This window comes from Dyella choica (assembly GCF_003977665.1).
In the GTDB taxonomy this organism is placed as follows: Bacteria; Pseudomonadota; Gammaproteobacteria; order Xanthomonadales; family Rhodanobacteraceae; genus Dyella_B; species Dyella_B choica.
The window spans coordinates 356465-375513 of record NZ_RYYV01000004.1; the positions used below are offsets into that span (position 1 = coordinate 356465).

20 protein-coding genes are annotated in these 19049 nt (G+C 61.6%); 13 read left to right on the forward strand and 7 right to left on the reverse strand.

What is annotated here, in order from left to right; all coding sequences use genetic code 11:
• The first annotated feature begins 528 nt into the window (after positions 1 to 528).
• The 6 genes from treZ (at position 529) to EKH80_RS07640 (ending at position 8553) form a co-directional block, all read left to right on the forward strand.
• Positions 529 to 2340: a malto-oligosyltrehalose trehalohydrolase gene (gene treZ / locus EKH80_RS07620; protein WP_126684122.1), complete on the forward strand. Its 1812-nt coding sequence runs from the start codon at positions 529 to 531 to the stop codon at positions 2338 to 2340.
• 117 nt (positions 2341 to 2457) lie between these two features.
• Positions 2458 to 5151, forward strand: coding sequence for a malto-oligosyltrehalose synthase (gene treY, locus EKH80_RS07625; protein WP_126684123.1), 2694 nt, complete (start codon positions 2458 to 2460; stop codon positions 5149 to 5151).
• A 189-nt stretch (positions 5152 to 5340) separates the two neighbouring features.
• A complete protein-coding gene (locus EKH80_RS07630; protein ID WP_126684124.1) occupies positions 5341 to 6168 on the forward strand; it encodes a YihY/virulence factor BrkB family protein in 828 nt (275 codons plus the stop codon).
• Positions 6169 to 6373: 205 nt separating this feature from the next.
• A complete protein-coding gene (locus EKH80_RS23785; RefSeq protein ID WP_158628788.1) occupies positions 6374 to 6562 on the forward strand; it encodes a hypothetical protein in 189 nt (62 codons plus the stop codon).
• A 43-nt stretch (positions 6563 to 6605) separates the two neighbouring features.
• On the forward strand, positions 6606 to 8051 hold the full coding sequence (locus EKH80_RS07635; RefSeq protein ID WP_158628789.1) for a sensor histidine kinase: 1446 nt from the start codon (positions 6606 to 6608) through the stop codon (positions 8049 to 8051).
• Positions 8052 to 8181: 130 nt separating this feature from the next.
• Positions 8182 to 8553, forward strand: coding sequence for a response regulator (locus EKH80_RS07640; RefSeq protein WP_126684126.1), 372 nt, complete (start codon positions 8182 to 8184; stop codon positions 8551 to 8553).
• Between the two features lie 165 nt (positions 8554 to 8718).
• Here EKH80_RS07640 and EKH80_RS07645 read toward each other — a convergent pair whose 3' ends face one another.
• Both EKH80_RS07645 and EKH80_RS24330 read right to left on the reverse strand, forming a co-directional pair.
• Positions 8719 to 8919 (reverse strand): hypothetical protein, encoded by a 201-nt coding sequence (locus EKH80_RS07645; RefSeq protein WP_126684127.1) that lies wholly within the window; start codon positions 8917 to 8919, stop codon positions 8719 to 8721.
• 446 nt (positions 8920 to 9365) lie between these two features.
• On the reverse strand, positions 9366 to 9497 hold the full coding sequence (locus EKH80_RS24330; RefSeq protein WP_268991834.1) for a hypothetical protein: 132 nt from the start codon (positions 9495 to 9497) through the stop codon (positions 9366 to 9368).
• A gap of 216 nt (positions 9498 to 9713) precedes the next feature.
• Here EKH80_RS24330 and EKH80_RS07655 point away from each other — a divergent pair, with 216 nt between their 5' ends.
• The 4 genes from EKH80_RS07655 (at position 9714) to EKH80_RS07670 (ending at position 13115) form a co-directional block, all read left to right on the forward strand.
• Entirely contained in the window at positions 9714 to 9977 is a 264-nt protein-coding gene (locus tag EKH80_RS07655; RefSeq protein ID WP_126684128.1) for a stress-induced protein, read from the forward strand.
• Positions 9968 to 10540, forward strand: coding sequence for a DUF4142 domain-containing protein (locus EKH80_RS07660; protein ID WP_126684129.1), 573 nt, complete (start codon positions 9968 to 9970; stop codon positions 10538 to 10540). The genes EKH80_RS07655 and EKH80_RS07660 overlap by 10 nt, the downstream gene beginning before the upstream one ends.
• A 283-nt stretch (positions 10541 to 10823) precedes the next feature.
• Entirely contained in the window at positions 10824 to 11105 is a 282-nt protein-coding gene (locus EKH80_RS07665) for a hypothetical protein (protein ID WP_126684130.1), read from the forward strand.
• Positions 11106 to 11186: 81 nt separating this feature from the next.
• A complete protein-coding gene (locus EKH80_RS07670; RefSeq protein ID WP_126684131.1) occupies positions 11187 to 13115 on the forward strand; it encodes a hybrid sensor histidine kinase/response regulator in 1929 nt (642 codons plus the stop codon).
• A gap of 110 nt (positions 13116 to 13225) precedes the next feature.
• On the opposite strand, the gene EKH80_RS07675 is transcribed toward EKH80_RS07670, so the two are convergent.
• Together EKH80_RS07675 and EKH80_RS07680 are read right to left on the reverse strand one after the other, a co-directional pair.
• A complete protein-coding gene (locus EKH80_RS07675; RefSeq protein ID WP_158628791.1) occupies positions 13226 to 13843 on the reverse strand; it encodes a UdgX family uracil-DNA binding protein in 618 nt (205 codons plus the stop codon).
• Between the two features lie 206 nt (positions 13844 to 14049).
• A complete protein-coding gene (locus EKH80_RS07680) occupies positions 14050 to 14355 on the reverse strand; it encodes a KGG domain-containing protein (protein ID WP_126684133.1) in 306 nt (101 codons plus the stop codon).
• 383 nt (positions 14356 to 14738) lie between these two features.
• Here EKH80_RS07680 and EKH80_RS07685 point away from each other — a divergent pair, with 383 nt between their 5' ends.
• Entirely contained in the window at positions 14739 to 15185 is a 447-nt protein-coding gene (locus tag EKH80_RS07685) for a DUF2501 domain-containing protein (RefSeq protein WP_126684134.1), read from the forward strand.
• A 72-nt stretch (positions 15186 to 15257) separates the two neighbouring features.
• On the opposite strand, the gene EKH80_RS07690 is transcribed toward EKH80_RS07685, so the two are convergent.
• Positions 15258 to 15704 (reverse strand): SRPBCC family protein, encoded by a 447-nt coding sequence (locus EKH80_RS07690; RefSeq protein WP_126684135.1) that lies wholly within the window; start codon positions 15702 to 15704, stop codon positions 15258 to 15260.
• Positions 15705 to 15785: 81 nt separating this feature from the next.
• Positions 15786 to 16265: an Lrp/AsnC family transcriptional regulator gene (locus tag EKH80_RS07695; RefSeq protein WP_126684136.1), complete on the reverse strand. Its 480-nt coding sequence runs from the start codon at positions 16263 to 16265 to the stop codon at positions 15786 to 15788.
• Between the two features lie 124 nt (positions 16266 to 16389).
• Here EKH80_RS07695 and EKH80_RS07700 point away from each other — a divergent pair, with 124 nt between their 5' ends.
• Together EKH80_RS07700 and EKH80_RS07705 are read left to right on the forward strand one after the other, a co-directional pair.
• The gene (locus EKH80_RS07700) at positions 16390 to 17343 is read left to right on the forward strand and encodes a threonine ammonia-lyase (protein ID WP_126684137.1); all 954 of its coding nucleotides are present in this window, start codon (positions 16390 to 16392) and stop codon (positions 17341 to 17343) included.
• A 33-nt stretch (positions 17344 to 17376) separates the two neighbouring features.
• Positions 17377 to 18234 carry a glutathione S-transferase family protein gene (locus EKH80_RS07705; RefSeq protein ID WP_126684138.1) on the forward strand — a complete coding sequence of 286 codons (858 nt, stop codon included), beginning with the start codon at positions 17377 to 17379 and terminating at the stop codon, positions 18232 to 18234.
• 14 nt (positions 18235 to 18248) lie between these two features.
• On the opposite strand, the gene EKH80_RS07710 is transcribed toward EKH80_RS07705, so the two are convergent.
• Positions 18249 to 18644 carry a DUF427 domain-containing protein gene (locus tag EKH80_RS07710; protein WP_126684139.1) on the reverse strand — a complete coding sequence of 132 codons (396 nt, stop codon included), beginning with the start codon at positions 18642 to 18644 and terminating at the stop codon, positions 18249 to 18251.
• Positions 18645 to 19049: the final 405 nt, after the last annotated feature.

Genomic DNA, 19049 nt, shown 5'->3' on the forward strand with positions numbered 1-19049 from the left:
AATCCCGCCGGACGATGTTCGAGGTCATGCCTTCGCGATGCTTGCACTTTCCCGCTCACGAGCTTTCGTTCTCCCCGCAGCTACCCGCGCCGACGGATGCATCCGACGGCAAACTCCCCTAACTGTTATCTGTCCGTCATGGATGCTCGGCGGAGTTGATGCTGCCGCTTAAGCCTTATGTCGGGCAATTGCGAAATTGACGGCCCGGATTAACGTTTCTTCATTTTCACTTTGCCGCATCGTCAGCTGTACGCGAGCTTGATGCGTCGCGCCCTAACCTCAAGCACAAGCCCTGTAAACATCGGCGGATCGTCACCTTGCAAGATTTTCGTAAGACCGATTGGATGATCAATGCAAAGCCCGTATGCAGGACTTGTCCCTCGCGTAGCCCGCATAAAGTCAATAAGGGCGCCGATCAAAAAAGGTAGTCGCGTAGCTTGGCTTGCACGCTTCAAGGTGGCGCGATGACCGAGGTGGGATTCTTGGGGTTGCTCCCCCATCTACAGTTGGCCTCGTGGTGCGCCGCGTATGTCCGTGAACACAATAAGCCGCAAATCGCCCACCACCTCCGGCCACTCCTGCACCTACGGTGCACAGGTTCTCGACGACGGTACCACACGCTTCCGCGTCTGGGCGCCAAGCGCAGCGCGGGTTGAACTGATGATCGACGAACTCGCTTTCCTGATGGAACGCGATGAAGAAGGTAATCACACGCTGACCGTCGAAGTCGACCCGGATACCCGCTATACGTACCGTATCGATGATCGCCAAGTGCCCGATCCGGCTTCGCGCTCGCAGCCAGGCGGCATAACGGGCGCCAGCGTGGTGGTCGACCCACGCGCCTATCTATGGAAAAGCAACGAATGGCATGGTTTGCCGTGGCGCCAGGCCGTGATCTGTGAAGTCCACGTCGGCGCGATGGGCGGCTTCGATGCTTTGCGTCAGGCGCTGCCGCGGCTGGCTGCCTGTGGCTATACGGCGATCGAACTGATGCCGGTCGCCTCGTTTCAGGGCGACCGCAACTGGGGCTACGACGGCGTGCTGCCTTATGCGCCCGAGGCCTCCTACGGCAGCATCCATTCGCTCAAGGCAATGATCGACGCAGCCCATCAGCTGGGCCTGGCGGTGATCCTCGACGTGGTCTACAACCACTTCGGCCCGGCCGGCAACGAGCTACCCAGCTACGCGCCGGAATTCTTCAGCGCCGACGTGAATACCCCTTGGGGGGCGGGGATCGATTTTCGCCGGCCGCAAGTGACGCGCTTTTTTTTCGACAACGCGCTGCTGTGGATCAATGAATACCGCTTCGACGGGTTACGCCTGGATGCGGCGCATGCGATCGAGCCGCAAGCCTTGCTGAAGGAATTGGGTGCCGCGATCCGGCGCACCTGCCTGCCGCGTGGACGCGAGGTATGGCTGATCCTGGAGAACGAGCGCAATGCTGCCAGCCTGTTGCGCAGCGACTACAACGCACAATGGAATGACGATGCGCACAACGTGCTGCACGTGCTGCTGACCGGCGAGCAAGAAGGTTACTACGCCGATTTCGCCAAGCACCCCAGCGAGGATCTGGCCAAGGCGCTGGCCGAGGGCTTTGTGTTCCAGGGTCAGAATGATCGCCGTGGCATCCCGCGCGGGGAACCTAGCCAGGATCTGCCGCCGACCTCGTTCGTGCTGTTTTTGCAGAACCACGACCAGATCGGCAATCGCCCGCTGGGGGAGCGGCTAACGTGCCTGGCGAATGAGGCCGACCTGCGTGCCGCCATGGTGTTGGTAGCACTCAGCCCGATGATTCCGCTGTTTTTCATGGGCGAGGAATGGGGCTGCCGCACGCCGTTCCATTACTTCACCGACTACCCAGGCGAGCTGGCGCAAAAAGTGCGCGAAGGGCGGCGCGGTAAATTCGCGCATTTTTCCGGCTTTACCGATCCCAAGCAGCGCAAGCGTATTCCCGACCCGAACGCCGCCGATACGTATGCGGCCTCCATTCCGCGGGTGGATGACGATGTATCGGCGCTGGAGTGCAAACGCTGGTTCGCAGGCCTGCTGCAATGGCGCAAGCGCTATCTGGTCGATAACCTGGCAGACAGTTGCGCGCTGGGATGCGAAGTGCTTGGTACGCGCGCGGTGCACGCGCGTTGGCGGCTGGGTGACGGCCGGCATTGGGAAATCGCCTTGAACCTGTCAGGACAGAACGTGTCGCTGTCGCGCGATTCGGTCGCCAAGGTGTTGTGGATCGAACCCCAGGACGCGGTGGATGCACTGGACCGTGGCATCCTCACCGCCCATACGGCAGTCGTTTTGGTGAGGGAGTCCGAAGGTGTGCGACTCCTCGCTTGAAACGCCGGCATGCGCCGCTGGCATTGGCGTCCACGGGACCGACGCTTTCGTGCAGGTACGGGTCTTTTTGGATGACACGCTGCGCAGCCTGGCCGACGCCATGCAGAAGGTGTCCACATGAAAGAGTTGCGCGCCACGGTACGCCTGCAGCTCAACCGCGAGTTCGATTTTCTCGCCGCGGCCGAACAGGTACCGTACTTCGCGGCACTGGGCCTGAGCCATGTCTACCTGTCGCCCATCGCGATGGCACGGTCCGGTTCCACGCACGGCTACGACGTGATCAACCCAATGATCGTGAGTCCCGAGCTGGGCGGCGAGCCTGCCCTGGCCAGGCTGGTGCAAACCCTGCATACCCACGGCATGGGCGCGATTGTGGACATCGTGCCCAACCACATGGCCGCCGACGTCGCCAACCCCTGGTGGAACGACGTGCTGGCAATGGGGCGCGCTAGCCACTACGCGCATTACTTCGACATCGACTGGCATGCACCGCACGCAGACGGCAAATTATGGCTGCCCGTGCTAAGCGTGCCGCTGGAGCAGGCGCTCGCGCGCGGCGAATTGCAAATCGAGCGGCACGTCGGCGGCACCACCATGGCGCTGGGCGTGCCGGGCACCAAACTCCCGATTTCCGAGCAAGGCCTGCGACTGCTGTTCGACCTGGCCGGCCAGGTGTTACCGCGCTTCAAGACAACCAACGATGCGATCGATGCCGTTCGGCTGGCTATGCAGGATGAAAACCAGGGTGCGCAGATCGATCGCGCTATCGCGCAATTACATACCGACAAGACGCTGATGCGGCGATTTCTCGATCTGCAGCATTACCGGCTCGCCTGGTGGCGCAGCGGCAGCCAGGTGCTCAACTATCGGCGCTTTTTCGACATCGACTCGCTGGTGGCGCTGGCGATGGACCGCGATGACGTGTTCGACGCCGTGCATGCCCTGCCCTTGCGTCTGGTCCGCGAGGGCATGATCGATGGCCTGCGCGTCGACCACGTGGATGGCCTCACCCAGCCGCGCGACTACCTGCGCAAACTGCGACTGCGAGTCGATCGCGCGGCCCGCGTCGATCCGCGCCAGCCGGCCAGGCACATCAGCCTGCATGTGGAGAAGATCCTGGCGCAGGATGAAACCTTGCGCGACGAATGGCCGGTGGATGGCACCACCGGCTATGACTTCATGAACCAGGTGGGGGCGCTGCTGCACGCAGCCCAAGGCGAGGCTGACCTCGGCCAGGCATGGCAGGCGTTGACCGGACGGCCCAGGCTGTTCGGCGATGAAGAACGCGCGGCACGGCGCAGCTTGCTTCAAACCAGTCTAGCCACCGACCTGCTCCGCTGCGTGCGCGCATTCGAGCGCTACGTGACGGATACGCCGGAATACGGCGATGTCACGCCGCTCGCATTGCAACGCGCATTGTGCGAGATCCTGGAGAACATGCCTGTCTACCGCACCTACCTTGGCAGCGGCACCGCCAGTGATGAAGACCGCCACGCACTGGAGCGCGCGTTCGAGCGCGCGATGAAGGACGGCGACCCCGACTTGATCGCCCATCGCGCCTATTTGCGCCAGTACTTGCTGGAAATCAAGGCGCGCTGGCTGGACACGCTTTCACAGCGACGCCATCTTCAGACGGCGCGCCGCCTGTTTGAACAGCTCTCCTTTAGCCTGAACGCCAAGGCCGTGGAGGACACGGCGTTCTATCGCTACGGCGTGCTGCTGTCGCGCAACGAGATCGGCAGCGATCCGCGCACCCTGTCGATCGACCCGCAACGTTTCCACGCCTTCACGCAGCAGCGCGCCGAGCACTGGCCCCGCTCGCTGCTCGCCACCGCCGCGCATGATCACAAGCGCGGGGAAGACGTCCGCGCCAGGGTCGCCGTCCTAAGCGAACGCGCGCGCTGGTTCGTGGAGCAGGCGAGCCTTTGGCTGGCGGAGCTGGAGGGACCCAATCGCCCGTCTCACAACGCGCTATGGATGCTGCTGCAAACCTTGCTGGGGGCATGGCCGCTGAACCTGCGCCATGACGACGAAAGCGGACTGCGCGCGTTCGCCGCACGCATCGAAGAGTGGTTTGTAAAGGCCGAGCGCGAAGCAAAACTGCAAACGTGCTGGACCACGCCCAATCCCATCTATGAAGATGCCTGCAAGGTGGCGGTGCAGGACATCCTCGTTTCGCACCGCTATGAAAGGCTACGCCGTCGCATTCATGACGCTGCGCACAGCCTCGACGCGTCGGGGGCGCTGAACGGCCTTGTGGCAGTGACGCTTCGCCTCAGCGTGCCTGGCGTGCCCGACCTGTACCAGGGCACCGAGTATTGGGATCAGTCCCTGGTCGATCCTGACAATCGCAGGCCGATCGACTACTCGGCACGCAAGCTCGGCGTTGACGACAATCTGCTGCCCGGCCCGCTGCTGGCCGGCTATCGCAGCGGCGTGATCAAGCAACAGTTGATCCATCGCCTGCTGCAAGCCCGCCGGCGTCGGCCGGAGCTGTTTCTGCGTGCTGCCTGCGAGCCACTGGAGGTGACCGGTTGGCGAAGCGACCATGTCATTGCTTTCCTTCGTCGCTACGAAAATCAGCGTCTGCTTGTCGCCGTGCCGCGGCTTTGCGCGGAGGGCATGGTGAACGACGATCGCCCCATGGTGGACCCGAATTTCTGGAGCGACACCGTCGTGGCCTGTCCCACCGTTGACGGAGCCTGCACTTTCACAGATCTATTCACGCATCGGACGCAGCAGGGCGGTCCACACGGCTTGTCCGCCCAAATCCTGTTTTCCTATTGGCCGGTGGCCGTTTTGATGTCTTGAGTCCAGCGTGGATGCCACACGTTCCCGCACCCAGCGGCAGGCCCGCGAATGCCTTGGCGATCAACATCGTTCGATTTCCAGCCTGGGCAGGATGACAAACGCAGACGTTACACAACGAACACAACCCTTATCGCATCGTTAGCGCCCTACTGTGCTCAGCCGAGGGGTTCGCGCCAACGCCCCCGACAAATGGTCAAATTGCGTGCCACCATTCGCCACGCCTTTACCGGCCTCGGCGAACACGAACTCTTCACACACGCCGCCGCCATCGCCTACTACTCCGCGCTGTCGATGGCGCCGCTGATCGTACTCACGTTGTGGATGCTCTCGCTGCTGCGTCCCGAATGGCAGCTTCAGCTCAATCAGGCGCTGACCGAGATGATGGGCGACAAGGCGGCGCAGGCGGTGATCCTGGTTGTCGACAACGCCAGGTCGCGGCCGACGCTCGGCAATGTCGCAGGCGTGCTCGGCTTGACCGTGACGCTGTTCAGCGCATCGGCGGTGTTCACGCAATTGCAAGGCTCACTCAACCTCATCTGGCACGTGCAGAAACCCTCGCGCAATGCCATCGGACTCTGGCTCAAGGCTCGTGCACGGGCATTTGCGTTGGTTATCGGTATCGCCTTCCTGCTGATCGTTTCGTTCGCGGCGAGTGCCTTGATCCACTTGATGATTCCGTATGGCTCGCCGGCCTGGTCGATCGTGGAGTATGCGGTCTCGCTGCTCGTGTTCGTGCTGGCGTTCGGCGCCATGTACCGGGTATTGCCGGATGCGCAGATCGACTGGTCGGATGCAGCCTGGGGTGCCCTGCTGACCACGCTACTGTTCATACTCGGCAAGTTTGCCATCGAGCTTTACATCGGGCATGTGAGCATCGGCGGCGCTTATGGCCCCGCCGGAGCACTCGTAGTGATGCTGACTTGGGTGTACTACGCATCGTTCGTCGTTTTGCTTGGTGCGGAGTTGACGCATGGTTTGGCCATGGCCAAGCAGCCCCGTGCTCCGGGTACACCGTAATTCGCCCTAAAGCACGGAACTCCCAAGGCCTCGCGTATGAACTTTTACGCGACGAATGGCGTGAAGCCGGCACTGATGATATCTGTGCGCCACTTTGAGATGCGGCATGCCACAGTCCGCAAGTCGTAGCAGGATATGCCACGGCCTTCGTATGCATGTTACGGAGACCATCATGATTCACTCCTGTTGGGAAGGATTCGATTCCATGGCCGCATTCATGCGGCCTCCTTCCGCGACCAAAAACACGAACGAAAGCATGAAAGCCACCGCCCATGACATACCCCATTCCATCGAACGAACCCAAGTCTACGCGCAGTGCAAAGCGGTATACGACTTGTTCAAGCAGCACCCTGCTTACGACATCATCACAAGCGGCGATGCCCGCGCGGTGTGAAGACGAACTTATGCTTCCGCACCGGCATTCCTTCGCGACCATCTTGCAAAGATCATCGCGCGAGCGAATCGAAGCTTCAACGGTGTGTGACGGCACTGCCTGGTCGCGATGGAACTTCATTCGGCCCCTGTCGTTCGCCGCGTTGCGCGATCGCTTGCGCAGTGCGTTGGCAAGGCGGCGCGCGCCGGTGGCAGGAGCGGAACGGGAAACCGCCTTCCAGCGCGAAATACGTCAACGCATGGGGGTATTGCCACATGTCTTCCAATCCGCTCCGGCGGCGCCGGGCCTGGTCGAACAAGTATGGGTCCAGGCCAAGTCCGCGTACCTGGACAATCCCCTGCCGTCGCTGTTCAAGGAACGGCTGTTCGTACATCTGTCGCGCTTTTGCGAAGTGCGCTACAGCGTCGTACGCCACGCCGGCTTCCTGCTCGGCAAAGGTCATCCAGCCGGTGATGCCAATGCCACCGTTGAAACGGTCGCGCAAGTGCTCGAGCTACTGAGCCGTCCGGTACCCAATGCTTCACGCCTGGAAGAGGTGTTTGCGCGCTTGGAAGGCCACCGGCAACCGAACGGGGTTCCAGCACCGCGCAGCAGGGACGAAGAAGACCTGTTCGACGCGCTGACGGTCATGTTCGTGGTGCCCGCCCGGTCGGCCCAGGCGCGCGCCGCCGTCAAAAATGTGTTGGGCGACGAGAACTTCGAATACCTCGTGGCCTTGCTTGCCTTCATCCGCAATGCGCACTACTGGAGCGAAACCCATCCGGACCTGGAATACGAAACGGACATGATCATGCTGATGGCGCAGCACCAGGAACTGGCGCGACACCTGCTGGATACGGCCGATGCAGAATGGGCGCACGCCGGAGACGCCGTGCGCGAAGCGCTGACCGGCCAACTGCAGATGCTCAATACCGAATTGCAGCATCGTACACGCAACCTGCTCAGCGTGATACGTGTGTTATTCGACCGCACGCTAGCCAAGCACACCACACTGGAAAGCTTTGCCGAGGTGTTCGCGTCGCGGCTGGAAGCCATTAACCGCGTGCAAATCTACTTGTCGCGACTGACCCAAGGCGACAAAGTCGCCTTCGACGTATTGCTGCGCAACGAACTCACGGCCCATGCCGTATCGCTGCATCAGATCACGCTGGAAGGCCCCGAAGGCATACGCCTGCGCTCGTCCACTTTGCAGACTTTTGCCCTGGCCTTGCACGAGCTGGTGGCCAATGCGGTGAAATACGGCGCCCTGTCCTGCCCTGACGCACAGCTGCTCGTGCGCTGGGAGGTGGAGCACGATGGACAGCAACCAATGCTGCACCTGGATTGGGAAGAAACCGGCGTGGATATGGCTACGGACGACAGCACGCGGCCTGGTTACGGCCGCGAGCTGATCGAGCGCGCCTTGCCCTATCAGTTGAAGGCAAGGACGCGCTACGAACTGTTGCCGGGTGGGGTACGCTGTTCGATTTCGGTGCCGGTATTGGAGTGAAGCGGCGGGCATGGCGGGGCCGAGATCGGCGCCCCCTCTCACCCCATCAAACCTGTCTTTCCATTCCTTTATACGCCGCCCGGCTGAATTGCATGTACATTGACGGTCCTGCACGGAGGAAGGGCTGCCCATGGTTCCCAGTTCGCTGAGCGGAAAGACCGTCCTCATGGTGGAGGATGAATACCTGATAGCCGATGCGTTGTGTTCCGCCTTCGAAATGGCCAATGTGAGTGTGGTAGGGCCTTTTTCGAACATCGCCAGCGCAATGGCCGCCTTGGACAAGGGGGCCAGGGCCGACGCAGCGGTGCTTGACGTGAATTTGAACGGCGAGCGCGTATTTCCGCTTGCCGATCGGCTGATGGCCGACAACGTGCCCATCATCCTGACCACCGGCTACGACGGCGACGCCATTCCACGTGACTACGCCCATCTGGAGCGGCTGCAAAAGCCGGTACATCTGCACGAGCTGTTCGGCTGCCTTGTGGGTCTGCTCGGCAAATAGACCGCCCTTTGCCATCCCGCCGCAGGCGCCCCCCGGATTTGGACGCCTGCGGCCGTGCGCGCGACCCGTTCCGATCACGCGGCTGAGAACGGCATGGCCTTCCTGAGCTTCGCTTCCATCGGCCCCATCTCGAACAAACCATGGACTCCTTCCGAACGCATTGGCTCAACGTACCGGATGAAGGCGCGGCGGCAAGGGCATGCGCGCGACGTTGCTCAATGGCAGTGTCACGCGGCCTTCATGCTTCATCGCCTGGATTTCCAGCATCAGCTTGGCGTTGCGTTCGATGAGGCGGTGGTTCTGCGCCAGCAACTGCCCGCAAAGACGTTCGAGGTGCTGCACGCGCCGCTCGGAAAGGGATGTCATGGCTGATTTGCCTCCATTGCGTAGGGCGACTATCCCTCTTTTGAGGTGAAGCAGTCGTCTGTGATGGGTACCACCAACACCGCCCCGGCTTCGGATGCTCATCCCATACTCGGCATTTACGTAGAGCGTCGATAGCCCGACCCACTTCCCGCGCCGGTCTCAGATCATTTTCCATAATGCATCAGGGGCGCTTGTGGCTTTGCTGATCAGCCTTAACATGCTGCTCGTGGGTCCCGCCCTGCTCTGCCTGCCAGCCGCCAAGTGTTGACCGTGCGTAGCATGATCACCTCTGCCCGCCTTCCCGCTTTTGCTGGCGACTTTGCGCTGCCTGGATTCGTCCATCGAAGCGAATCCGCGACGGCTTTTCTCGTTGGCCATGGAATGACTCCCGTGTGGAACGGAAACTTCCGTGCTGCGACCGACATGGCTCACAGGAACTACCGCAGTCAAATCGAAAGGACGCTGAGCTGCGACGCTTCGTGGGTCACTTCGAGCAAGCTTGCGCGCGCCATAGCGAACAGCGCCTGGCTCTGCAGCAGGGGTATGAGGATGTAGCGCCTGGCCTGGTGCGACGCCATCAGCTTGAGAAAAATCCAAACGTCCGCTGAAAAGCTCCATCGACGGCCGCGCCGGCATGTTGTTCGGCGATCCACGTCGTCCCGAACGCATTTAGGCGTACTTGCCTGCGGTCCGGAGTTTCGTCTGTTCACCTCCCTTTTTCCGTACATTCACGCCCTTCGGAGGCCGCAGGTTTAAAACTCAGCACTCCCGTCATCCGCGTAATGAGTCCCGCCATGCCCGATCACGACGAAACCAAGGTTTCTCCTCGCGGTTTTGCCGCCATGGATGAGCGTCGGCGCCGCGAAGTAGCCAGTCTCGGTGGCCGTATCGCCCACGCAAGAGGGCGTGCCCATCGCTTTACCCCCGAGGAGGCGCGCAAGGCCGGCCAGAAAGGTGGCAGCCAGATCAGCCGCAACCGCAAGCATATGTCCGAGCTCGGGCGCCGTAGCAACTCGCGCGAAGATGTCCCCGCTGCCACCGAAGAAACATGGACCTGACGCAGGCCTCCATCCTGCTAGGAATACTTGCGCTCGCCACACCGGTGATCTATTACCAGTTGAAGGACCGCGCCCGCCATCCCGCACGCATCCATGGCGGCATCAGCAAGGACGACCGGCGCTTCCTGCGCCGAGCGGTGACCGTATCCACCACCGAGGTCACGCTGAGCCAACTTGCCTTGAAGACCTCGGCCACCGCGCTTGTGCAGTACATGGCCAAGCGCATCGTGGATGACTGTACCCAGTTGAACCGCACGCTGACCAGCCTGGCCCGGCGCTACCGCGTGAACGTGTCGGCGGAACCCGGCCCCGACGCGCAACACAAAGCCAAACAGTTGCGTGCGCTACGTGGCAGTGCATTTGATCAGGCTTACGACGCGGTGATCCTAGAAGATCATCTGAAGGCGATCGTTCTGTTTGCAGAGGCCGCACGAAGCGCGAATGCAGAGATCAGCGGGTTCGCGCAAGCAACCCTGCCCACGCTCGATCTGCATCTGAAAATGGCGGAGGAGCTCGATCCACGTGTCAGCGCAACTGCATCGCCACCGTTGCCGCCGATGTGAGGCAAGCAAGCTGATGCGTAGGCTGGGATGGCAATCCCAGCACCGGGATTCCGCGAACAAAGCCGGGATTACCATCCCAGCCCTCCGTCAAACACGCATGCGGTGCGCCCCAAAAGTGCACGGCCGCAACATTTGGAATGCCAAAGACGGGATGACATCCAGAAGGCCGGGTGCGTGGAGTAGATCAGAGCATCCCCGGGGAAAGCATGGCGCATGCCAAAAGCGAACAGACCCATCCACCCCTCTGCGGAAACCTGAAAGAGAACGTTTTCAGGGCGGTTTCGTGAAAGAAAAATCAAAATTTCACCGCCGAGCGGCCATTTTTGCTCATATTTTCACGTTCTCATTACGTCAAAGTCCGCATCTTGACCACGCGATAGCGGACGAGGCGGTTGGCGCCGACAAGACGCAGGGGGAGCCGGGCAGGCCATCGAGCACCACGGCGATGTTGCCATCCCAGTTGCGCCAGTTGCAGTTTGCGCGGAATCAGTGGCGTGGATTCCGTGCAGCAATCATGTCGAGCCAGGCATGCCATCCGTTGTTCGCATTGCAAGTGCATGAGTAAAAACGCAGGGTTCGATCGACTCTTACCAGTCAACGCCCCTGCATTGGCCGCCCGGCTTGAAGTGCTTTATCGAACCATGCCATGCCGTTTGCGTCACGCCATGACAGTCCCCCCCCAGCATTGCCTGCCGACCATGCCGTGTTCATTCTCGACCGGTACGGTTGTATCGTGGCAATTGATACGGAGGAGACGCCGTTCGGCACTTTTCGCAGTCAGGATCTGATCGGCAAGCATTACGCCAGCGTGTACTCGGGCTCCGAGGAGAGTGCGCTGCTGCAGGCCGCCCTGAACGCGAACAGCGCCGACCAGCCCGCTCGGCTGGAAACATGGCTGCAGCAACGGCATGGTCCACGCATACGGGTGGAGGTATCCATGCACGCGCTGAAGGACAGGAACAGACAACCGCACGGCTTTGCCATGGTCATGCGCGACATTCATACCCATAAGCGTCTGCAGGATCGCCTGCGTGAATGCGAGCGGCGCTTCCGCCTGTTCGCTCAAAACGTCACCGATGCCGCCATCTGCATGCTCGACGAGCGGGGCACGGTATTGGATTGGAATGTAGGCTTTCAGCACCTCACCGGCTGCTCCCCCCAGGCGATCGTCGGCCGGTCCTTTTCGACCCTCTTCAGTGCGGCCCAGCGTGCAAGCGAGCTTCCCGCCCAGCTCATCGAGATGGCCAGCAATGACAACCGCGCATGCATGGAGTGCGAGCTGACGCGCGGCGATGAAAGCTTTCTCGGCGAAGTCGTGCTTGAAGCCGTACACGACAGCGATGACAGCCTGCTTGGATACGCCCTGATCATCCATGATCGAAGCCAGCAACAATTGGCTGAGCGCCGCCTGCGCGAGGCGCGCGAGCAGATCGTGCACGCGCAGAAGATCGAAGCCATCGGTCATCTCACCGGCGGCATCGCCCATGATTTCAACAATGCGCTGCAGGGCATCATCAGCTCGCTGGAGCTGGCGTCGCTGTGCCTGGACCGTCGCCACACCATGCAGGCCAAGCGGCATGTGATGGTTTCGCTGGATGCGGCCTTGCGCGCCGGCCGCTTGACGCAGCGGCTGCTTTCGCTGGCGCGCAGGCAGACATCGTCCAGCCAGCGTACAAGTATCGCCAAGGTGCTCGCGTCGATGCGTGAGCTGCTGGGCCGCACCTTGGGCGACGACATCGTGCTGGACGTAACGTTTAGCGACGACCTGCCTCAACTTGCCTGCGACAGCGGGCAACTGGAAAGCGCGCTGGTGAACCTCGCGGTGAATGCGCGCGACGCAATGGCCGGACATGGCCACCTCAGCATGAGCTGCCGCGTCTGCTGCCCTGACGACAGCAGCGTGCAGGTGCCGCTGGATCCCGCGCAAGCCGCCTACGCGGAAATCACCGTGACCGACGACGGCCCCGGCATGAGCGAAGAAACGCGAAGCCGCGTGTTCGAGCCGTTCTTCACCACCAAGCCGGAAGGACACGGCACCGGCCTAGGCCTGTCAATGGTGTATGGCTTTGTCACGCAGTACGGTGGCGCCGTGGATATCCGCAGCATGCCCGGTGCGGGAACCTCGGTTCTGCTCTACCTGCCCTGCTACGATACGGCCCTGGAAGCCGCTTCGCCAAACCATCAGAAGCCCGCGCCTAAGCTGCGCGGATGCCGCATCCTGGTGGCGGAAGACAACCAAACCATCCGGCACTCGGTGGCGACACGACTGCGCCAGCTGGGTTGCGAGGTAGTCGAGGCCGCTTCAGGCGGTGAAGCGCTGGCCCTGCTTGCCAACGCGACCTCGTGGGATCTGCTGTTGACGGACCTGGATCTACCCAGCGTGGATGGTTGCGAGCTGTGCAGCCAGGCTCGCAAGCACTTTCCCAAGCTGCGCGTGATCCTGATGACCGGCTATGCCGATGCTCAGTGGCTGGATGCCAATGAACCGGACGGGGCCATGGAGGTGCTGATCAAACCGTTCGATATGGGGGAACTGCTGGCGAAGGCGCAGATGCTGCTGCAGGTGGAAAGGTAAAGCCTGTTGAGTCGTCATGCTCACGAAGGCGGGAAACCCTTTTGCTCTGATGCATGGAACAAAAATGGATGCGTGCTTTCGCGGGCATAACCATCGCGATTACGCTGCCTTCAACCAGCCCTCCGTCTCACCATGAATACCGTATGCGAGTGCTCCGGCCCTGCCGCAAATGCGCGCAAATCATCCACCAGTTGCTGATACCGGTGATCATGCGTATCGCGGTTGATTGAATGCAGTATGGATGACGGATTCCAGGTCGCCATCGCATCGACACCGCCGTGCAGCTTGAACCAGCGGCCGTGGCTCATGGAGAGCTGGAACGTCGTGCCGAAAAACGCCTGCGCCGCCATCGCGCCCAGCGCCAGGATGCGTTGCGGACGCACCTCGCGCAGCTCGGCCGCCAGCCACTCGCGGCAGATGGCTTGTTCCGCGGCGTTGGCGCGCTTGTGCAGACGGTGCTTGCCGTGCGATTCGGATTTGAAGTGCTTGACGGCGTTGGTGAGATACACGTCGTGGCGGTTGAGACCGCTCTCTTTCAATGCGCGATCCAACAGCACCCCCGCCGGTCCGGCGAATGGTTCGCCGGCAGCGTCCTCGTGCGAGCTGGGCTGTTCGCCGACCAGCATCATCGTCGTCGGCGCTGGGCCTTTGCCGAACACCGTCTGCGTCGCATGCTTCCAAAGCGGGCAGTCACGACAACGCAAGGCCAGCTCATGCAGTTCTTTCAATGATCCTGACGGTGGAGGAAGGCTTGGCGGTCTGGCCAGCGGAGAATCAAACGCCGATCGTGTATGCGGCATATCGGACGACCTCGCATTATATGAACGAAGCTTCCGATACCCCTTATCGAAAAAACGTGCAGGCGCCGTCAACAATCCCATCCATGAACGATTCATGTGACATGCGCGCTGCACGCATGGATGCTGCAGGACAGTTACCGATGCGGCTGATGCGGGTTCTTGCCGCGCTCGCGCGATCCGCGGCTGCTCAGACCGCCCTTCTTGCCAAGTTCCGCGTAGCCTTCGCGTCCCAGTTCCTGCCGGCGTGCTTCCCCACCCTGCTTGCCGAGGACGGAATAGCCTTCCGAACCGAGTTCCTGCTTGCGCGCCGCGCCGCCTTTCTTGCCGAGCTTCGAATATCCTTCCGGCCCCAATTGTTCTTTGCGTGCCTCGCCGCCCTTGCGGCCGGCCTCGCGCACGGTCATGGCGCCCTGCTCCGGGTTGCGCTGTTTTCTGCTCATGCCTTTACCTCTTGCACTGCTCTTGCAAATTCATGTCGCATGGATACGAAGCGACTGGGCGAAGAGGCAACATGCCATCGCGTGTGTGATGCCTGTGTGGTTCCCCCACACGACATGCACGTGAAAGCAAGCCGTACGCCACACTACGCGCTTGCTGCTCAGGCGCTCGCCGCAAGCGCCGCTGAGCGCGCCTGTACCGCGCGAATCATCGCCGTTCATACCCATGAATAGGCAGTTGCCGTTTGTCAGCCATGGTGCCAAGATCGCGCCGCCGCAAACGCGTCGCAGCCATAGCAGGACGAGGCCGTACTGCATGGAGCGGGATCCATCACGAATCAATAGCTTCGACATCGACGTTGCAACCTGAAGAAGGAAGGACACTCATGAAGACCCGAAAGAGCGGTACCGCAATCCTCGTCACAGCCGCTGCGACGGCCCTCGCCCTGGGCTTCGCCTGCACTGCCGCATCGGCCCAGGACCTGGGCAATCTCGGCGGAAAACTCGGCGGCATGCTCGGCGGCAGCAACGGCTCAATGAGCTCCGGCAGCATCGGCAACGTCGCCGGCCTGCTGCAGTACTGCGTCAAGAACAATTATCTGGGCGGCGACAGCGGCGCTTCGGGCCTGGCCGGCAAACTGCTCGGCAAGACCGATGGCGGCTCCGGCAATGCCGACTACCAGAGCGGCCTGGGCGGCATCCTCAAAGGCAGCAACGGCAAGAGCACCGATCTGTCCAACGTCGGTGGCGGCAACAGCGACCTGAAATCCAAGATCACGACCAAGGCTTGCGACATCGTGTTGAAGCAGGGCCAGAAGTTCATCGGCCATTGATACGAAAAGCTGTGTCCCGTACGGCCGTCATTCCCGCTTGCGCGGGAATGACGGCCAGGCTTATCGACATGGCTACGACTGGATCAGAGCCTCCACCAGCTTGGCCAGCAGCACTAGCGATTCCTGCCACCCCAGGTAGCAAGCCTCGGCCGGAATGGCCTCGGGAATGCCTTCCTGCACCACGGTCAATTCCGTGCCGCAAGACACAGCGCGCAACGATACCGTCGTCTGCATCGTTCCCGGCAGATTCGGATCGTCGAACACACTCGTGTAGCGCAACCGCTCGTTCGGCACCAGCTCCAGGTATTGGCCACCGAATGAATGGCCATCGCCGGTGGTGAAGTTGGTGAACGACATCTTGTACTGTCCGCCCACCTTCGGCTCCAACTTGTAGACGCGGCCGGTAAATCCGTTGGGCGGCAGCCACTTGGCCATGGCTTCGGCGTCGAGGAAGGCGCGGTAGACGCGCTCGGGGGTGGCGCGAAGTACGCGGTGCAGACGAATGGTTTGGCTGGACATGATCTACTCTTGGATGCAGAGGAAGGCCCTCTGATCTGGTTGACGAACGGCGCCGGCCGGAATCGACACGCAGCGCCAGGCTTATTCGGGCAACGGCTCCACCGGCACCAGCGTTCCCCTCTTGATCGTGCTCAACGCCACGCGCGTTTGGTAGCGCCGGACATTGGCGTTTTCGACGACCATGCGCCGCATCAGCGCTTCGAAATGTTCGACGTCGCGCGCCAGAATGATCAGCACGTAGTCGCCCGCCCCGGTGACGTACCATGCCTCCTGGATCATCGGCTCGGCAGTGACCCATTGTTTGAGGCTCTGAGACAGCTCAGGACGTTCGCGCTCCACCTCCACTTCGACGATCAGCGTCAACGGCCGGCCGACGCTCCTGGGATCGATCACGGCCACTTCGGCAGTGATCACGCCCTCGTCACGTAGGCGCGCAATACGGCGTTGTACCGCCGACGCAGAGAGTCCGACTTCGGCCCCAATCAATTCGGCCGGCCGGCGTACGTCTTTCTGGAGCACGGCAAGGATGCGCCGGTCAAGCTTGTCCAGTTCAATGGGCATATGCGCTCGATGAAGGGGGAATTTGGGGAAAAAACCCGTCTAGCGGCCGACAGTCGCGGGCTGGCGGCGCGGGCAAACCCTAGCATAAGTGGCCGCGATCACTGCTTGAAGAGGACCTCCGCGCGTGACTCCTGATTTCGACATCAGCCATATAGTGCATGCCCCGCAGCGCATCGACCCGGCTTTTCTGGACTCGCCCGTGCTCACGAATGCCGCGCTGGATGCAGCAATCGGCTGCCACGTGCTGGCCAAAGCCGAACTGGCCAATCCGATCGGCTGCTTCAAGGGTCGTGGCGCGGATCTTTTCTGCGCTGTCGCGCTTGAGGCCGGGGAGCCGGTGGTCAGCGCTTCAGCCGGCAATTTCGGGCAGGGACTGGCTTATGCAACGAACCGACGCGGACACGCCTGCACGGTTTTTGCTGCAAGCCAAGCCAACCCGGTCAAGGTCGAAGCCATGCGCAAGCTGGGTGCGAATGTGCGCCTTGTCGGCGCTGACTTCGACGCAGCCAAGGACGCCGCGCGCCGCCACGCCACGCAAACCGGGCAGCGTTGGGTGGAAGACGGAGCCGAAGCGGCGGTAGCGGACGGAGCCGGCACGATCGCCCTGGAACTGATCGCGGCAGCACCGTTCGACGTACTGGTCGTTCCGCTCGGCAATGGTGCGCTTCTGGATGGGGTCGGCCATGTAGTACGCGCACGCGCGCCACAGGCGCGCATCATCGCCGTAGTGGCCGCGAATGCGCCGGCCATGAAGCTGTCGCTGGAGGCCGGACGAGCGGTCGCCACTGAGCAGGCCGACACCATTGCCGACGGCATCGCAGTACGCGTGCCGATTCCTTCCACGCTGGGCCGGTTGCGCGCTTGTTGCGACGACGTCGTGGCGGTATCCGAGCATGACTTGTTCCTGGCCATGTGCCTGATCCACCGCACGCTTGGCGTAATGGTGGAACCCGCAGCCGCAGCCGGTGTGGCCGCGATGCTCACGGAGCCTGAGCGTTATGCGGGGCTGCGCGTCGCCACCATCCTTACTGGCGCAAATATCTCTCCTGCCCTGCGTGCACGTCTGCTCGCCGCGTAATCCTCTTCCCTCATTTTCCCAGGGCACATACCCATGAAGTTGCTGTATCAGACGCATTCTCCCTATGCGCGCAAGGCGCTCGTCGCCGTGCATGAAATCGGCCTGGCCGGGCGGCTGGAAGTGATACACCACGAAACCAGCCCCCTGCTGCGCAACGACGAAATATTCGCGCTCAACCCGTTGGGAAAAGTGCCGGTATTGATTTGCGACGACGGCGCCGTACTGTTCGACTCCAACGTGATCTGCGAATACCTGGACAGCATGCATGGTGGGCACAAGCTCATTCCGGCGGATCCTGCGCGTCGCTATCTGGCACTACGCAACCAGGCGATCGCCACAGGTATAGCCGACGCGGGGATAGCCGTGCGCTGGGAATCCGAACGGCGGCCGGAAGCCGTTCGCTGGGCGCCCTTGCGCGAAGGGCAATTGCAGAAGATCGTCGCTGCCTGTGATTTCCTTGAGCAGCAGATCGAGCAGGAACCATCGCTCGATATCGGTGCCATTGCACTGGCCACCACCCTCAGCTGGATCGAGTTCCGCGACGTCTATGCGTTTCAGCAAGCGCGGCCGCGGCTCTCCTCCTGGTACGCACGGTTCTGCGAACGCCGGTCGATGCAGGCGACGGCCTTGCATGGCGACACAGTCGATACAACGCCTTCTGCGGATAGACACCTAAACAAGTCGCCAAGGAAAACGACCCGAGCCGACTGGCTGTTCCTGCGCGGTCATGTCATTCCGACCAGGCTGGCTTGGCAGCCGGACGATCCTTCAAGGCAGGCTCCCACCAAACAGGACGCACGGTGGCCATGGTCTCGATCCAGGATGGATCGGGCGCTCGTTGCGCTTCGCCAATGCCTGGGAATTGGCGATGGCAGCATGCGTAAGCAATAAAGCGGCGGCAGCGGTCAGCCGCCCAGCTCGATAGCGTCGACGCGGTCCGGGTAAAAAGCCAGGTAGTCCTTGATCGCAGCGACCGCCCCATGGGGCTTTTCATACGACCATACGGCGTTCGTTGCCCGCTCACCGCCCGAAGGAATGCTGTAGTAGGAGCAGTCGCCCTTGTATGGGCAATAGGTGAAGTGACTGCTGCGTTCCAGCCGCGTCATGTCGGCATCGGCACGCGGGATGTAATACACAGGCGGATAGTTCGCTTCCTGCAGTGTAAGTGCTCGGTGCGTGTCGGCGATGGTATGGCCGCCTGCTTTCACCACGATGCGCTGCGGGTTGCGCGTGAGGGTGATGGGGTGATCCGGCCCGGGCTGGATCACCGGGCGGGCGGACAGGATGTCGGACTGCGTCATGGTCGCGTCTCCTCCAGATGTCTCGCACGTATGGGCATCGAGCAAGATAGCCAAATATCCCCGGCTTGGATGTAGACGTTTTGTGATGAGGGATGATCATCGAGACACTGAAAACGCCGAACGGTCAAGCGAATGGTGAGCGCCCTCCAAAGGAATGAGACTTTTCCTCATGACTAGAGGCTTTCGCCCAAGACAAGATCCCGCCTCCGGAAGCCGCCCTTTCGCGTCTCGTTCAAGCGACAACGGGTAGGGCCAGCACGGCCAGGCATAGGCTTCTCGGGGGGAAGCGTAACCCTATCCATGAAGGAGGTGTAATGACCCAGTGATTTTCTGCTCAGGTGTAATCTTCACTTAGGAGACACCGATGAGCACGACGATGGACGAAGAGATTAAACGCTGGACAGC

Bases quoted from the DNA above. Each gene is read 5' to 3' on its own strand.
- EKH80_RS07685 (WP_126684134.1), top strand. From the start codon at position 14,739: ATGAAGACCCGAAAGAGCGGTACCGCAATCCTCGTCACAGCCGCTGCG.
- EKH80_RS07655 (WP_126684128.1), top strand. From the start codon at position 9,714: ATGCCCGATCACGACGAAACCAAGGTTTCTCCTCGCGGTTTTGCCGCC.
- EKH80_RS07695 (WP_126684136.1), bottom strand. From the start codon at position 16,265: ATGCCCATTGAACTGGACAAGCTTGACCGGCGCATCCTTGCCGTGCTC.
- EKH80_RS07710 (WP_126684139.1), bottom strand. From the start codon at position 18,644: ATGACGCAGTCCGACATCCTGTCCGCCCGCCCGGTGATCCAGCCCGGG.
- EKH80_RS24330 (WP_268991834.1), bottom strand. From the start codon at position 9,497: ATGGCGTCGCACCAGGCCAGGCGCTACATCCTCATACCCCTGCTGCAG.
- treZ (WP_126684122.1), top strand. From the start codon at position 529: ATGTCCGTGAACACAATAAGCCGCAAATCGCCCACCACCTCCGGCCAC.
- EKH80_RS07705 (WP_126684138.1), top strand. From the start codon at position 17,377: ATGAAGTTGCTGTATCAGACGCATTCTCCCTATGCGCGCAAGGCGCTC.
- EKH80_RS07690 (WP_126684135.1), bottom strand. From the start codon at position 15,704: ATGTCCAGCCAAACCATTCGTCTGCACCGCGTACTTCGCGCCACCCCC.
- treY (WP_126684123.1), top strand. From the start codon at position 2,458: ATGAAAGAGTTGCGCGCCACGGTACGCCTGCAGCTCAACCGCGAGTTC.
- EKH80_RS23785 (WP_158628788.1), top strand. From the start codon at position 6,374: ATGGCCGCATTCATGCGGCCTCCTTCCGCGACCAAAAACACGAACGAA.
- EKH80_RS07640 (WP_126684126.1), top strand. From the start codon at position 8,182: ATGGTTCCCAGTTCGCTGAGCGGAAAGACCGTCCTCATGGTGGAGGAT.
- EKH80_RS07645 (WP_126684127.1), bottom strand. From the start codon at position 8,919: ATGACATCCCTTTCCGAGCGGCGCGTGCAGCACCTCGAACGTCTTTGC.
- EKH80_RS07680 (WP_126684133.1), bottom strand. From the start codon at position 14,355: ATGAGCAGAAAACAGCGCAACCCGGAGCAGGGCGCCATGACCGTGCGC.
- EKH80_RS07660 (WP_126684129.1), top strand. From the start codon at position 9,968: ATGGACCTGACGCAGGCCTCCATCCTGCTAGGAATACTTGCGCTCGCC.
- EKH80_RS07670 (WP_126684131.1), top strand. From the start codon at position 11,187: ATGCCGTTTGCGTCACGCCATGACAGTCCCCCCCCAGCATTGCCTGCC.
- EKH80_RS07630 (WP_126684124.1), top strand. From the start codon at position 5,341: ATGGTCAAATTGCGTGCCACCATTCGCCACGCCTTTACCGGCCTCGGC.